Below are 13,258 nucleotides of genomic sequence, written 5' to 3' on the forward strand. Positions count from 1 at the left end.
TCACGCATAATCTACGGCGCCGGCCTCCATAAAACAATCCATAGCACAGGAACGGCAGTCACCCGCACGCGCTGGCCACTGCGCCCAGCCCCCGCGTTCCTACCCCTTCCTGACCTCCGCCAGCCTCGCCTGGTGAGGCGTAGCTATGTCTTTTTCTGCCGCACCCAGCTCCTTCCTCTCGCCCACCTTATTGGCCTTGGCCGCTGCAGCGGCCTGCGCTTCAGCCACCGCCCAACAAGCCCCCGCTGCAGCAACCCAGACCCTGTCGGAAGTGGTGGTCTCCGCCTCCGGTTTTGAACAAGACATCAAGGAGGCGCCCGCCTCCATCACTGTCATCTCTCGCAAGGATCTGGAGAAGAAGAGCTTCAGCAACCTGGCCCAGGCTTTGGAAGATGTGGAAGGCGTGGACATTGGTGCGGCCACCGACAAAACCGGCGGCCTGAACATCAGCATCCGGGGTATGCCCAGCGAATACACCCTGGTGCTGATTGATGGTCGCCGCCAGAATTCGGCAGGCAATGTCACCCCCAATGACTTTGGCGGGACACAGACCAGCTTTCTTCCGCCCCTCTCTGCCATTGAGCGCATCGAAGTCATCCGTGGCCCCATGTCCACGCTGTATGGCTCGGATGCCATGGGCGGCGTGATCAACATCATCACGCGCAAGGTGGGCAAGACCTGGAGCGGCTCGGTGGGCGTGGACTACACCATGCAGCAAGAATCCGCATTTGGAGACACCCATGCAGGCAAGTTCTATCTGAGTGGTCCCATCAAGCAAGACTTGCTGGGTCTGACCCTGCGCGGCAGCACATTTCATCGCGACGGTGCAGACATGCACTATGTCGGCAGCAACGGGCAAGAAGTCGTTCCGGTCATGGGCTCCAACCCCGTCAAGTCCACCGTCAACACGGTGGGGGCACGTCTGTCGCTCACCCCGAGCCGCCACCACGACATCGTGCTGGACGTGGATACCGGCCGCCAAACCTATGACAACGGACGCGGGCAAATGGGGTCTTTGACAGGTGGCTATGCGCCCGAGCAGAAATACAACCGTGACCAATGGAGCCTGGCCCATACCGGACGCTATGGCTTTGGCACCTGGGAGACCAGCTTCATGGTCAACCAGACCGAGACCATTGGCCGCACCATACCCAGCGGCACACCCGGTGCGGTAGCCGGCGCTCCACGCACGCTGGAAGTAGAAAGCAAGGTGCTGGACACCAAGCTGGTCATGCCCTGGGGCAATCACTTGACGACTCTCGGCGGCCAATGGTGGAAGGCTGAAATGGAAGACGGCGTCGCGCCCAGCCCCTTTGAGTTCACACAAAAAGCCATCTTTGCCGAAGACGAATGGAGCTTGGCCGAGGCCTTCAAACTCACCCTGGGTGCACGTTACGACCGCCACAGCATTTTTGGCGGCAAGGTCAGCCCACGCGCCTACGGTGTATGGCAGGCAGCGCCGCAATGGACCGTCAAGGGGGGCATGAGCCATGGCTACAAGACGCCACGCGTGGAGCAACTGGCTCCCGGCATCAACGGCTTTGGCAACCAGGGCAAGACCCCGCTGGTGGGCAGCCCCAACCTGAAGCCCGAAACTAGCCGCAGCACCGAGCTGGGTGTGTATTTTGACAATGCCCGAGGTCTGTCTGCCAGCGCCATGCTGTTCAACAACCAGTTCAAGGACAAGATCACCAGTGGTCCTGGTTTGCCCAACTGCTCCTTTGCAGGCGACCCCAACCGCCCCGGCTGTGCCGATTTCGGCAACTGGCCCTTGGTGGATACCTTTGGGCAATCCATCAACGTGGATGAGGCTGTCACGCGCGGCATGGAGCTGAGCGCACGCTACACCTTCAATCCCCAATGGAGCAGCAGCGCCAACTACACCTACACCAAGAGCAAACAGCAAAGCGGCCCCAATCAAGGCAAGCCGCTGACCGACACGCCCAAGCATGCGCTGAACGCCCGCGTGGACTGGAAGCCGACAGCCCAATGGAGTGGCTGGGTACGCGCCGAGTACCGCAGCGAACGCTACCGCGACCCAGGTACCACCGCCACAACCATTGCCGCAGCCCAGGTGTTGGGAGACTACAAGGCCTACACCCAGTTCCACCTGGGTGGCAGCTACCGTGTCACGCCCAAATTCACCATCAACGCAGCGGTCTACAACCTGTTCAACAAGGACTTTGTGGACTATCAGCCTTACTACCGCAGCGGCAACACCGTGACCTATGGCAACCGCTATCGCAACCCGCAAGATGGCCGCCGCCTCTGGATCTCGGCCAACTACGAGTTCTAAAAACCGCCGCGAGGCGCAAAAACAAAGGGAGGCCATGCCTCCCTTTTTGCGTTCTGCTCACAGAACATCGCTCATCAAAAATGAGCTGCTTGTGCAGTCCAGCCTTGATTTCACGCACTATTGATGTGTGAAACCAAGTGGGTCACTGCATAGGCAGCTCCTGTTTTCTTCAGGCCCTTGGCTCACTTGCCATTGATGCCCAGCAGCTCCACCTCGAACATCAGCGTGGCGTTTGGTGGAATCACCCGGCCTGCCCCACGGCTGCCGTAGGCAATGCTGGATGGGCAGGTCAGGCGGGCCTTGCCGCCCACCTTCATCTTCTGCACGCCCTCGGTCCAGCAGGGAATCACGCCATTCAGGGGAAACTCGATGGGCTCGCCCCGGGCAATGGAGCTGTCGAAATCCTTGCCGGTATCGGGGAAGTAGCCGCGGTAATGCACCTTGACCTTGTCGCTGGCCTTGGGGCTGAGGCCTGTGCCCTCCTTCAGGCTTTCGTAGACCAGGCCGCTGGCAGTGGTGACGGGCTGGGCCAGTGCATGACCGGCCAACAAGGCGCCCATCAGGCAGGCAGCGCCTGCAATGCGTGTGAACATGGTTTTCTCTCCAATCTGGTGCCCAAGCAATCGGTAAGCGCTTGAGCAGCTATCAAAAAATCAGTGGGCCGTCAGTTCCCATAACGCCACGTCGCCGGCCTATGAAACTGGCGCAGGCCCCATGCCAGGGCACCGCGCAAGGGCCGCCCCGCCGCGCCGGTGCCGTCCCCCTCCATCGCGTAGCGATAGAGAGGGGGAAGGCGCCGCAGGCGACTCAGGGGGTGCTTATTTTTTCCAGGGCATCCCGCAAATGCTCCACCGTGCGGTCCACGTTGTGCCATTTTTCCAGGCCAAACAGGCCGATGCGGAAGGTCTGGAAGTCGGGGCCTTCGTCGCACATCAGTGGCACGCCCGAGGCCGTTTGCAGGCCCACGGCCAAAAAGGCCTTGCCGTTCTGGATCTCGGGGTTGGTGGTGTAGCTCACCACCACGCCAGGGGCCTTGAAGCCGCCGCCCGCCACGCTGGGAAAACCGCGCGACTCCAGCAGCTTGCGCACCTTGTCGCCCAGGGCGATTTGTTCTTCGCGCACTTTTTCAAAGCCGTAGGCACGGGTTTCCAGCATCACATCGCGCAGGCGCACCAGAGCGTCGGTGGGCATGGTGGTGTGGTAGGCGTGCTGGCCTTTTTCGTAGCCTTCGGCAATCTGCATCCACTTCTTCAGATCGCAGGAGAAGCTGGAGCTTTGCGTGGGCTCTATGGCTTCACGCGCACGGGCCGAGAGCATGACCATGGCGCAGCAGGGCGAGCTGCTCCAGCCCTTTTGCGGGGCGCTGATCAGCACGTCCACGCCGGTCTTTTCCATGTTCACCCACATGGCACCGGAGGCCACGCAATCCAGCACCATCAAGGCACCCACGTCATGGGCGGCTTCGGAGATGGTGCGCAGATAGTCGTCGGGCAGCATGATGCCACTGGCGGTTTCCACATGCGGGGCAAACACCACCTTGGGGCGCTCGGCACGAATGGCCTCGGCCACATCCTGGGCCGGGCAGGGGGTCCATGGGTCCTGGCTGCCTGCGCCCTGCTTGCGCGCCTTGCAGACCACGGCGCCGCCGCCCAGGCCGAAGTTGCCGGCCTCGAAGATCTGCGTCCAGCGGTAGCTGAACCAGCCATTGCGCACGATCAGCACCTTCTGGTTGTTGGCGAACTGGCGGGCCACGGCTTCCATGCCAAAGGTGCCGCTGCCGGGCACCAGCACGGCGGTGTGGGCGCTGTAGACCTCTTTGAGCATGCCCAGAATGTCTTGCATCACGCCGGTGAAGCGCTTGGACATGTGGTTGAGCGCGCGGTCGGTGTAGACCACCGAGAATTCCAGCAGACCATCGGGGTCGATATCGGGCAAAAGTCCGGGCATAGGTTTTTATCTCCAGTCACAGGGGCCGCGCGCTGTTGTCCAGCGCTGCGGCCGATGCCGCATCCGGTGCGGCCAAATATTGCATTGAGATTTTCAGCTTAGCATGGGATGCAGCCCCCTCCTGCGCGACCGGCACCCAGCGGCGCTTGCCACATCCCTTCTCTCTGGCATCTCTCGTACCTCCCGTATCCCGCATGCGGCCCTGCCCGAAAGCGCCCGGCCTCCACCGCGGCGGCTACCAGGTGTCAACAAACCGGGGCGGAATCTCCCGCAAGCGGGCGCTGGCCAAGCCCCGCACCAGCCAGGCGCGTGTGTCGGCCGGGTCGATGACGGCATCGATTTCCAGCGTGGACGCCATGTGCTGGGCCTCGCCATGTGCGTATTGCTGGGCCAGCAGTTTCTGGAACAGGGCATCGCGCTCGGGGCCTTCGGCCAGGGCCTCCAGTTCCTTGCGATAGCCCAGGCGCACCGCGCCCTCCAGGCCCATGCCACCGAATTCGCCCGTGGGCCAGGCCACGTTGAACAGCGGTGCATGAAAGCCGCCCGCCGCCATGCCCATGGCACCCAGGCCATAACCCTTGCGCAGCACCACGCTGAAATACGGCACACGCAGCTTGGCGGCGGTGACAAACAGCCGGCTCACATGGCGCACCTGGGCCGTTTTTTCGATCTCTGGCCCCACCATAAAACCGGGGGTGTCCACCAGGCTGACCATGGCAATGCCATGCGCATTGCACAGCTGCATAAAGCGCGCGGCCTTGTCTGCGGCATCGGCGTCGATGGCACCGCCCAGATGCGAGGGGTTGTTGGCCATGATGCCCACGGCGCGCCCCTCTATGCGCGCCAACGCCGTGTGAATGCCGACACCAAAACCGGTGCGCAGCGGCAGCAGGCTGCCCTCGTCCACCAGGTGCCGCATGGCTGCGCGCGTGTCATAGGCGCGCAAGCGGTTTTCGGGCACCACATGGCGCAGGGCACGCGCATCGGGCGCGCTCCAGTCCCGGGCCCGGCCCTGGAAGAAGGAGAGGTAATGCTTGGCAGCGGCCACGGCCTGGGCTTCGTCCTCCACCAGGATGTCGATCACGCCATTGGCATGCTGCACGCCGCTGGGGCCAATTTGCTCGGGCTTGAAAACACCCAGGCCGCCGCCTTCGATCATGGCCGGCCCGCCCATGCCAATGGTGCTGGCGCGCGTGGCGATGATGACGTCGCTGCAGCCCAAAAGCGCCGCATTGCCCGCAAAGCAGCGCCCGTGGGCAATGCCCACCACGGGCACCTGACCGGACAGCGCCGCATAGGCCGCAAAGGTGTGCACATGCAGGCCGGCCACCACGGGCATGTCGGTATCGCCGGGGCGCCCGCCACCGCCTTCGGCGAACAACACCACGGGCAGTTGCTGCTGCAGGGCCACACCCAGCATGCGGTCGGTCTTGGCGTGGTTGCGCATGCCTTGCGTGCCGGCCAGCACGGTGGCGTCGTAAGACATGACGACGGCGCGCGCTTTCTCTTCACCACACTGCGCGCCGTTGATGCTGCCTATGCCGGTGACCATGCCGTCCGCCGGGGTGTTGGCCACCAGGTCTTCCATGCTGCGCCGGCGCGTTTGCGCGGCAATGGCCAGCGCCCCATATTCGATGAAGCTGCCGGCATCACACAAATCAGCAATGTTCTCGCGTGCGCTGCGCCCGCCCTGGGCATGGCGCTTGGCCATGGCTTCGGGCCGGGCCGCATCCTGCGTGAACACATGGCGGTCCATCACGCGCTGCAGGTCGGCGCGGATATGGGCGGGGTCTTGCGTCTGCTGCGACGCCCCCGCTTCGGCCACCTCACCCTGGATGGCCTCGAACACCAACAAGGCCTGGCCCTGGGCCACATAGGCACCGGCCTCGGTCAGCAGATCTGCAATGCGCCCGGCATGCGGCGCGCACAGCACATGCTCCATCTTCATGGCCTCGAGTACGCCCAGCTCGGCGCCCTGCGCCACCACATCGCCCACCGCCACGCTCCACTGCAGCACCCGCGCCGGCATGGGGGCCAGCACTGCGTTTTCAGGAGCTGCTTGTGCAGTATCTGCGGTCGATACAGAGGGATTCATCCCTGCATTGCTTGCGCCATCTGCACTGGTAGCTATCTTTTCTGCTTGCTCTGCGGCCGCCACCAGCGCGGGCAGGGCCTCTTCCAGCCAGCGCGTGTGTACCTTCTGGCTGTCCATCTCCGGCCGCTGCGCCAGGGCCTGCAGCAGCGGCAGATTGGTGGGCAGGCCTGCAATGCGGCATTCGGCCAGGGCGCGGCGCGAACGCGCCAGCACATCAGCAAAGCGTGGCGAATGGCTGTGGACGATGAGCTTGGCCAGCAGCGTGTCGTAATGCGGCGAAGGTGCCACGCCCAGGCGCGCATGGCTGTCTATGCGCATGCCCGGGCCGGCGGGCCAATCCAGCTGGCGGACGCGGCCGCTGCCCGCCGTGGCTGCGCCCTGAGCATCCAGGGTTTCGGCATTGATGCGCCATTGCATGGCATAGCCGCGCGGCGCGGGGGGCGGGCTCAGGCCCAACTCGCTCAGATGCTCGCCTGCCGCAATGCGGATCTGGGCCTGCACCAGGTCCACGCCAAACACCTCTTCGGTGATGGTGTGCTCCACCTGCAGGCGCGGATTGGCCTCGATGAACACATAGGGCAGGTCTTGCGAGGCCATGTCGACCAGAAACTCGAAGGTGCCCAGGCTCTCGTAGCGGATATGCGATGCCAGCGCCAGCGCATCGCGGGTGATGCGCTCGCGCAGTGCCTGGCTCAGGCTGGGGCTGGGCGCAATCTCCACCAGCTTTTGAAAGCGCCGCTGCAGCGTGCATTCGCGCTCGCCCAGGGCCACGGGCCATTCGCTGCCATCGCCCAGCACCTGGATCTCGATATGGCGCGCCCCCGTCATCAAACGCTCCACATAGACGCCGTCCACGCCAAAGGCGGCGCGCGCCTCGCTGCGGCAGCGCTCGTAGGCGGCGGGCAGGTCCTCGGCATGGATCACGGCGCGCATGCCGCGCCCGCCACCACCGCCTATGGCCTTGACCATGATGCCGGGCGCGCCCGCGGCCTGCTGGGCCGCGAAAAACGCCTGGGCCTGCTCCAGGCTCACGGCCTCGCTGCTGCCGGGCATCACGGGCACGCCGCATTCCAGCGCCAGCGCGCGCGCCCTGGCCTTGTCGCCCAGCAGGGCCAGTTGCTGTGGCGTGGGGCCGATAAAGCGCAGGCCGGCATCCGCACAGGTCTGGGCAAAGCCGGCATGCTCGCTCAAAAAACCGTAGCCGGGGTGGATGGCATCGCAGCCCGCCTCACGGGCAATGCGCAGCAGGCTCTCTCCATCCAGATAGGCCGCGGGGCCGCTGGCGCCCAGGGCCTGGGCCGCATCGGCGGCCGCCACATGGGGGGCATCTGCATCGTCGGCCGCGTACACGGCCAGGCTAGCAATGCCCAGCTCGTTCAAGGCGCGCACGATACGCAAGGCGATTTCGCCACGGTTGGCGATCAGTACTTTGTCAAACATTCGATTTCCTATTCAGCGGCACATGGCGCCACGCTTGCCAGCGGTCTTCACCCCCTCCTCCGGGAAGGAGCCTGCCAGCACTCAGGGGATATCACGCAGCAAACGGCGCAGCACCTTGCCTGCGCCGGTGGCCGGCAAGGCCGCGATAAAGCGCAGCTCGCGCGGCGCCTTGTAGCTGGCCATGTTCTGTTTGGACCAATGCAGCAGCGCCTCGGCCTCCAGCGTCTGCCCGGGTTTGGTGACGATGAAGGCGCGCACGATCTCGCCCTTCTCCGCATCGGGCACGCCGATGACGGCGGCCTGGGCCACGGCCGGGTGCTTGATCAAAATGGTCTCCACTTCCTCGGGGAACACGCTGTAGCCCGAGACCTTGATCATTTCCTTGAAGCGGCCGATGAAGGTGAGGTAGCCATCGGCATCCATCTTGCCCATGTCACCGGTATGCACCCAGCCGTCTTTCAGGGTCTTGGCCGTGGCCTCGGGCTTGTTCCAATAGCCTTTGAAGTTGCCTGGGCCGCGCACGATGATTTCACCCACCTCGCCTGCAGGCAGTGGCTCGCCACTCAAGGGGTCGATGATGCGAATTTCATTCCCCGCCACGGGCTTGCCGTGCGTGCCCCAGCGTATGGCGTCCATGGGCATGGTGGTGTCCATGGTGTGGGTCTCTGACAGGCCGTAGGCCGCCTCGCAGGAGATGCAATCGGGCGCGAACTGGCGCCACTTGGCAGCCAACTCCTCGGTATAGGCAATGCCAAAGCTGGTGACGGTGTTGCGGCGCAGCGAACGCAGGTCCATGTTCTGCACGCCGGGCAGCTGCATCACGGCCACGTTCATGGGCGCAATGCTGTACCACCAGCTCACGCGGTAGCGCTCTATGGCCTGGGCCACGGCCAGCGGGTCAAAGCGGTAGAGCAGCACACAGGGCGCGCCGGCCTGCACCGGCATGTTCACCCCCATGGACATGCCGGCAATGTGATAGAGCGGCGCCACGGCCAGCAGCATGTCCTGCGCGCCCACCTGGCTGGCCTGGCAGGCTGCGGCCGTCTTGCTGGCCGCGTTGGCAAAGCTCAGCATGGCGCCCTTGGGCAGACCGGTGGTGCCCGAGGTATAGGTCATCAGCGCCACATCGTCCATGCCAACTTCAACGGGCGCAGGCCTGGCGCCGCTGTGCATCACGCTCCAGAAGGATTCCACGCCGTCAGGCAGGGGCTGCACCGGCGCCTGCAATTCGGCCGGCAGGGGCAGCGTGGGCACCTCGGGCAGCCAATCCGCATAGCGCACGCCCAACACATGCTGCAACGCCGTGCTGCTGCGCACCTGGTCCACGATGGGCAGCAACACATCGGCGGCGATGATGATGCGCGCCTGCAGATCCCCCAGCTGGTAGGCCAGCTCATGCTCCTTGTTCAGCGGGCCGCAGGGGCAAACGATGGCGCCCGCCTTCTGCACGCCGTAGTGGGCCACGATGTACTGCGGGCAGTTGTTCATGAACAGCGCCACGGGCTCGCCTTTTTGCACGCCCAGGGTTTGCAAATGCGCCGCCACGGCATCACTGGCATCGTCCAGCTGCCGCCAGCTGATGTGCCTGCCATACCAGATATAGGCCGTGGCATCGGACTGCTGGCGCGCATTGCGGCGCAGGGCTTGGTGCAAGGGAACGAGGGTTTCGGAATCCGCCATGGCTTGTCTCCTGGGTGTCGGGTGGAGTGCGAGGTCTGGCACGGTATGTTTCCGTGCTTCCAGGGATGGTCACAGGCCTTCCCGCCTCGCTGTCTTGCCAATATATACCGCTTGGTAGAACAATAATACCCATTGGTATAACCTAGATGACACGGAGCCACCGCATGGCCAGCACCTCCCGAAAAGCCCCTGTTTCTCCCCGTGGCCGGCAGCGCCTTCCCACCGCAGGCTCCGACGAAAAGCGCGAGCGCATCCTCAAGGCCGCCGAGGCCCTGTTCGACCGCAATGGCTACGCGAACACCACCATGGAGCAAATCGTGCAGGCTCTGGGCGTGACCAAGCCCTTTGTGTATTACTACTTTCGCAGCAAGCAGGAGATCTTCGAGACCCTATGCTGGGCACCTACCGAGGCTTGTTTCACGGTGCTGGATTTCGAGGCCGACGATGCGCGCCCGGCACATGAAAAAGCCATAGACGGGCTGCAGCGCCTGATTGCGGCCACCATCGCCCATTACCCGGCGGCCTTTTTCCCTTACCGCGAGCCCCAGGCCTTCAGCCCGGCCTACAACAAGGCCTCGCGCGCCGTGGCCAAGCGCTTTTACACCCAGCTCTGTGCGCTGCTGGAAGAGGGCCGCGCCAGCGGCCATTTCGACTTTAAAGAAACGCGCATCACGGCCCAGGCCGCCTGCAGCCTGCCTGGTTTTCTCTACCACTGGTACCGCCCCAGTGGGCGCCTGGGCCCGGCGGAAATGGTGGCCGAGCTGACGGCGCTGGCCACCCGCGTCCTGGGTCTGCAGTCTCTGCCTGCCGCACCGCAGCGCCGCACCAGCAAGGCCCGTACGGCCCAGCCGAGCGAGGCCACCGCCAAGCCCGCCAAAACACGTAAGCGAGCCGCGAGCCAGGCCAGAGAACTTCAGGCTGCGGGGTAGCTTCTTTTACCGAACACGCCGCTGCCCACACGCACCATGGTGCTGCCGGCCGCAACGGCCAGTTCCAGGTCGTCAGTCATGCCCAGGCTCAGGGTGTCAAAGGCATCCAGCCCCGGCAGGCCGCTGTCACGGATCTGCGCAAACACGGCGGCCACACGCTGGTGCACGGCCAGCATGGCCTCGGGCGTGGGCTGGGGGTCGGGAATGCTCATCACCCCGCGCAGTTGCAGCTGCGGCAAGGCGGTGATGGCCTGGGCCAGGGCCAGGGCCTCCTCGGGGCTGCAGCCGGACTTGGTCTCGCCCCCGTCCACATTCACCTGCACGCAGACCTGCAGCGGCGCCAGCGCGGCCGGGCGCTGCTCGGACAGGCGCTGGGCAATCTTCAGGCGGTCCACGGTGTGTACCCAATCAAAATGCGTGGCCACCAGCCGCGTCTTGTTGCTTTGTATCGGGCCTATGCAATGCCATACAGGCTGGGGCATATCGGCCATGGCGCGCAGCTGGGCGATCTTGTCCACGCCTTCCTGGATGTAGTTCTCGCCAAAGGCGCGTTGGCCCGCCAGTGCGGCTTCGCGCACGGCGTCGGCGCCAAAGGTTTTGGAGACCGCCAGCAAGGCCACGCTGTCCTGGGGTCGCTGCGCAGCATCACAGGCATGCGCCATGCGGCGGTGTATCTGCTGAAGGTTCTCGGCTATGGTCGTCATAAGGACTTGAGGTTACCAAACCCCTGGAGGAAGGTGGAGACGGTGGACATCACCCGCTTGCTGGCCTTTGGCGTGCAGCACCAGGCCTCGGACCTGCATCTTTCGGCCGGGCTGCCTCCCATGGTCCGCGTGCACGGTGATATGCGCCGCATCCATGCCCAAGCGCTAGACCACAGAACCGTGCTCGGCATGCTCCATGAAACCATGGGCGATTTGCAGCGCAAGGTATTTGAAGCCTCGCTGGAGGTGGATTTTGCGTTCGAGATCCCGGGCCTGGCACGCTTTCGGGTGAATGCATTCCAGCAAAGCCGGGGCGCTGCCGCGGTGTTCCGCACCATTCCCAGCACCGTGCCGACGCTGGAGCAACTGGGCAGCCCCCCGATTCTTGCCGAGCTGGCCCTCAAGCCCCGTGGCCTGGTGTTGGTCACCGGCCCTACGGGCTCGGGCAAGTCCACCACGCTGGCGGCCATGCTCAACCACCTCAACGACCACTTGCACGGCCATATCCTGACCGTGGAAGACCCCATCGAGTTTGTCCATGCCTCCAAGAAATGCCTGGTCAACCAGCGTGAGGTGGGGCCCATGACCCAGTCGTTTTCCGCCGCACTGCGCTCGGCGCTGCGTGAAGACCCCGACGCCATCCTGGTGGGCGAGATGCGCGATCTGGAAACCATACGCCTGGCCATGACGGCAGCCGAGACCGGCCACCTGGTCTTTGCCACGCTGCACACCGCCAGCGCAGCCAAGACCATAGACCGCATCATTGACGTCTTCCCCGCTGGCGAAAAAGACATGGTGCGCAGCATGCTGTCCGAATCGCTGCAGGCCGTGGTCTCGCAGACGCTGTGCAAAACCAGGGAAGGCACAGGCCGCGTGGCGGCGCACGAGATCATGCTGGGCAGCAGTGCCATACGCCACCTGATCCGCGAGTCCAAGGTGGCGCAGATGTATTCCACCATCCAGACCAGCCAGAGCCTGGGCATGCAGACCCTGGACCAGAGCCTGAGCGATCTGCTGCGCCGCCAGTGCATCAGCGCTGCAGAGGCCCGCAGCAAGGCCAGGACGCCTGAGAGCTTCCCCGGCGGCTGACCGCTGTCATCCCCTGTCCGCAGCACGGCACCATGGTGTGCTGCCCGGCTACTCGCCCATCTGTAGCACCACAGGCTGCCGGCACTGTGTCACCATGTCGGCCTCGCCACAGTGCCTGTGCACTGTTTTTTTGCATTCCTGATCCACCGACATGTCGAGCATTCACCACCGCGAATACGCTGCCACCGCTTCCCGCAAAGTTGCCTTTCTGGGCCTGGGCGTCATGGGCTTTCCCATGGCCGGCCACCTGGCCAAGGCCGGTCACCAGGTCACCGTGTACAACCGCAGCCCCGCCAAGCGCCAGGCCTGGGTGGCGGAGTTCGGCGGTGCCGAGGCCGCCACACCGCGCGAGGCCGTGCAAGGCGCCGAGATGGTGTTCTGCTGCGTGGGCAATGACGATGACCTGCGCTCCGTGGTGCTGGGCGAGCATGGCGCTCTGGCCGGCATGCAAGCCGGCGCGATTTTTGTGGACCACACCACGGCCTCGGCCGAGGTGGCCCGCGAGCTGTATGCCACCGCCCAGGCCCAGGGCTTGCACTTCATCGATGCACCCGTCTCCGGCGGCCAGGCCGGCGCGCAAAACGGCCAGCTCACCGTGATGTGCGGTGGCGATCAAACTCAGTTCGACGCCGTGGCACCGGTTGCGGCATGCTTTGCCCGGGCCTTCACGCTGATGGGCGAAAGCGGCGCCGGCCAGCTGACCAAGATGATCAACCAGATCTGCATTGCCGGCGTGGTCCAAGGCCTGTCCGAGGCCGTGGCCTTTGGCGAAAAAGCCGGCCTGGATGTGCACAAGGCACTGGATGTGGTCAGCAAGGGCGCAGCCCAGAGCTGGCAGATGGAAAACCGTGGCAAGACCATGGTGGAAGGCAAGTTCGACTTCGGCTTTGCCGTGGACTGGATGCGCAAGGACCTGGGCCTGGTGCTGGACGAAGCCAAGCGCAACGGCGCCCGCCTGCCCCTGACGGCCCTGGTGGACCAGTTCTACGCCGATGTGCAGGCCATGGGCGGTGGCCGCAACGACACCTCCAGCTTGATACGCAGGCTGCGCTGATTGGAAGTTTCAGACACAAAAACG

Annotated in this window: 9 protein-coding genes; 4 read left to right on the top strand and 5 right to left on the bottom strand. The window is 64.5% G+C overall.

All coding sequences use genetic code 11. From position 1 onward, the window contains the following. The first annotated feature begins 145 nt into the window (after nucleotides 1–145). Nucleotides 146–2,296 carry a TonB-dependent receptor domain-containing protein gene (locus ACA027_RS20550; protein WP_370680040.1) on the top strand — a complete coding sequence of 717 codons (2,151 nt, stop codon included), beginning with the start codon at nucleotides 146–148 and terminating at the stop codon, nucleotides 2,294–2,296. Between the two features lie 182 nt (nucleotides 2,297–2,478). On the opposite strand, the gene ACA027_RS20555 is transcribed toward ACA027_RS20550, so the two are convergent. The 4 genes from ACA027_RS20555 to ACA027_RS20570 all read right to left on the bottom strand — a co-directional run bounded on the left by ACA027_RS20555 (nucleotide 2,479) and on the right by ACA027_RS20570 (nucleotide 9,458). Continuing rightward, the gene (locus ACA027_RS20555; protein WP_370680041.1) at nucleotides 2,479–2,889 is read right to left on the bottom strand and encodes an FKBP-type peptidyl-prolyl cis-trans isomerase; all 411 of its coding nucleotides are present in this window, start codon (nucleotides 2,887–2,889) and stop codon (nucleotides 2,479–2,481) included. Between the two features lie 214 nt (nucleotides 2,890–3,103). Next, nucleotides 3,104–4,243: an aminotransferase class V-fold PLP-dependent enzyme gene (locus tag ACA027_RS20560; RefSeq protein ID WP_370680042.1), complete on the bottom strand. Its 1,140-nt coding sequence runs from the start codon at nucleotides 4,241–4,243 to the stop codon at nucleotides 3,104–3,106. Between the two features lie 235 nt (nucleotides 4,244–4,478). After that, nucleotides 4,479–7,778, bottom strand: coding sequence for a carboxyl transferase domain-containing protein (locus ACA027_RS20565; protein WP_370680043.1), 3,300 nt, complete (start codon nucleotides 7,776–7,778; stop codon nucleotides 4,479–4,481). An 81-nt stretch (nucleotides 7,779–7,859) separates the two neighbouring features. Further along, the gene (locus ACA027_RS20570) at nucleotides 7,860–9,458 is read right to left on the bottom strand and encodes an AMP-binding protein (RefSeq protein ID WP_370680044.1); all 1,599 of its coding nucleotides are present in this window, start codon (nucleotides 9,456–9,458) and stop codon (nucleotides 7,860–7,862) included. Between the two features lie 164 nt (nucleotides 9,459–9,622). Between ACA027_RS20570 and ACA027_RS20575 the strand changes: the two genes are divergently transcribed. Then, a complete protein-coding gene (locus ACA027_RS20575; RefSeq protein ID WP_370680045.1) occupies nucleotides 9,623–10,387 on the top strand; it encodes a TetR/AcrR family transcriptional regulator in 765 nt (254 codons plus the stop codon). Here ACA027_RS20575 and ACA027_RS20580 read toward each other — a convergent pair. Further along, the gene (locus ACA027_RS20580) at nucleotides 10,372–11,091 is read right to left on the bottom strand and encodes a YggS family pyridoxal phosphate-dependent enzyme (protein ID WP_370680046.1); all 720 of its coding nucleotides are present in this window, start codon (nucleotides 11,089–11,091) and stop codon (nucleotides 10,372–10,374) included. The two genes, ACA027_RS20575 and ACA027_RS20580, sit on opposite strands and share 16 nt — an antisense overlap. 42 nt (nucleotides 11,092–11,133) lie before the next feature. On the opposite strand from ACA027_RS20580, the gene ACA027_RS20585 reads away from it, so the two are divergent. Both ACA027_RS20585 and ACA027_RS20590 read left to right on the top strand, forming a co-directional pair. Continuing rightward, nucleotides 11,134–12,180, top strand: a complete 1,047-nt coding sequence (locus tag ACA027_RS20585) for a type IV pilus twitching motility protein PilT (protein WP_370680047.1) — start codon at nucleotides 11,134–11,136, stop codon at nucleotides 12,178–12,180. 151 nt (nucleotides 12,181–12,331) lie between these two features. Next, nucleotides 12,332–13,234 (top strand): NAD(P)-dependent oxidoreductase, encoded by a 903-nt coding sequence (locus tag ACA027_RS20590; protein WP_370680048.1) that lies wholly within the window; start codon nucleotides 12,332–12,334, stop codon nucleotides 13,232–13,234. The last annotated feature ends 24 nt before the right edge of the window (nucleotides 13,235–13,258 follow it).

The organism is Comamonas sp. GB3 AK4-5, assembly GCF_041320665.1.
Classification (GTDB): Bacteria; Pseudomonadota; Gammaproteobacteria; order Burkholderiales; family Burkholderiaceae_C; genus Comamonas.

Excerpts from the sequence above, each read along its gene's own strand:
- ACA027_RS20550 (WP_370680040.1), top strand. The coding sequence starts at position 146 with ATGTCTTTTTCTGCCGCACCCAGCTCCTTCCTCTCGCCCACCTTATTG.
- ACA027_RS20555 (WP_370680041.1), bottom strand. The coding sequence starts at position 2,889 with ATGTTCACACGCATTGCAGGCGCTGCCTGCCTGATGGGCGCCTTGTTG.
- ACA027_RS20560 (WP_370680042.1), bottom strand. The coding sequence starts at position 4,243 with ATGCCCGGACTTTTGCCCGATATCGACCCCGATGGTCTGCTGGAATTC.
- ACA027_RS20565 (WP_370680043.1), bottom strand. The coding sequence starts at position 7,778 with ATGTTTGACAAAGTACTGATCGCCAACCGTGGCGAAATCGCCTTGCGT.
- ACA027_RS20570 (WP_370680044.1), bottom strand. The coding sequence starts at position 9,458 with ATGGCGGATTCCGAAACCCTCGTTCCCTTGCACCAAGCCCTGCGCCGC.
- ACA027_RS20575 (WP_370680045.1), top strand. The coding sequence starts at position 9,623 with ATGGCCAGCACCTCCCGAAAAGCCCCTGTTTCTCCCCGTGGCCGGCAG.
- ACA027_RS20580 (WP_370680046.1), bottom strand. The coding sequence starts at position 11,091 with ATGACGACCATAGCCGAGAACCTTCAGCAGATACACCGCCGCATGGCG.
- ACA027_RS20590 (WP_370680048.1), top strand. The coding sequence starts at position 12,332 with ATGTCGAGCATTCACCACCGCGAATACGCTGCCACCGCTTCCCGCAAA.